Source organism: Streptomyces sp. NPDC002130 (genome assembly GCF_040296465.1).
Taxonomy (GTDB): domain Bacteria; phylum Actinomycetota; class Actinomycetes; order Streptomycetales; family Streptomycetaceae; genus Streptomyces.
In genome coordinates, this window is record NZ_JBEOXI010000921.1 from 1 (window position 1) to 1,318 (window position 1,318).

The window sequence follows — 1,318 nt, forward strand, 5'->3', positions numbered from 1 at the left end:
TGCCCAAAACCCGATCCGGCAAGATCATGCGCCGCCTCCTGCGCGACGTAGCCGAAGGCCGAGACCTCGGAGACACCTCAACCCTGGTCGACCCCAAGGTATTCGACGCAATACGCGGCAAATAAGGCCTTCGGCCCCGTGCGCCTTTCTGGTAGTCCCCCTACCAGGAAGGCGCGCAGGGGCGGAGCCCCTCTCGCAGCTTCACTTCCTCTTTCGACGTCAGCCAGGACTCCTCGGCCACGCGAATATCTGCAGCAACCCGCTTGTGCAAGGACTTTCCGCGCGAGGAGAGAAACACGCGCACCTTCCGGCGGTCGTCCTCGCCGACTTCCCGATAGATGAGCGCGAGCGAGACCAGCTTGTCCGCGACCCGCGTCAGCGTGGGAGCCGGTGTTCCCGTTCGATCGCGCAACTCAGCCATCGTCAGCCCCTCGGTCGACGCCAAGGCTTCGAGCGTCATCCAGTGATCGAGAGTGAGATTCTCTGCGGCCAGCGTCTTCTCCGCCGCCGCCGCGGCCATTCGGGCTGCTCGGACCAGCGCGGTCGTCAACGACGCATCAAGAATTCCGGAGTCACTTTTTCCCACTGATCGCTCCCCCGCTGTTGCGTAGTTCACACTTCTCGGGCAATACTTTCAAATGAAATGATAGTAACCCAGGCCAGGCCGCTGACTTCCGATTCCGGCGGCGACGCATGAGCGCTACCGGCGCGCTCGAACGCGCGCGCAGCGCGGTATGGCGCCTGGGCATGGTGGTTCCCCTCCAAGGGCCGGCCGGACTGTTCGGCCCCTCCTGCGAAGCAATCAGCGAGCTGGCCGCCCTCGACCTCAACAACTCCGGTGGCGTACTGGGACGCGAAGTGCAGATCGAAGTGATCGACGGCGGCGCGACGCCGAACGCCGTCGCCGCCCGCGTGCAACAGCTTCTGGACGCAGGCGCCATCGACGCCGTCAGCGGTTGGCACATCTCCTCGGTCCGCCACGCACTCGCTCCAGTGGTCGCGGGCCGCATTCCGTACTCGTACACCTCGCTCTACGAGGGCGGCGAGGAAAGGTCCGGCATCTACTGTTCGGGCGAAACCCCGAGACAGCAGATCGCACCGGCACTGAAGTGGCTGCGCGACAACGTCGGAGCGCGCAAGTGGTTCGTCGTGGGTGACGACTACATCTGGCCCCACAGCTCACTCGGGGCCGTGAGGCAATTCGCCACCGAACTCGATCTCACCCTGGTCGGCGGTTCGTTTGTCGATCTGGGGCGCGGCAACATGAAGCAGTTGGTCGAGACCGTCTCGAACTCCGCTTGCGACGGCGTGATCATGC

General features: G+C 64.5%; 2 protein-coding genes. One reads left to right on the top strand and one right to left on the bottom strand.

The genetic code is table 11. The annotated features are described in order from the left end of the window. Window positions 1-160 precede the first annotated feature (160 nt). Window positions 161-586 (bottom strand): MarR family transcriptional regulator, encoded by a 426-nt coding sequence (locus tag ABT116_RS46990; protein WP_037137389.1) that lies wholly within the window; start codon window positions 584-586, stop codon window positions 161-163. A 107-nt stretch (window positions 587-693) separates the two neighbouring features. On the opposite strand from ABT116_RS46990, the gene ABT116_RS46995 reads away from it, so the two are divergent. Beyond that, a partial coding sequence (locus tag ABT116_RS46995; RefSeq protein ID WP_351647481.1) for an ABC transporter substrate-binding protein occupies window positions 694-1,318 on the top strand: 625 nt, incomplete at its 3' end.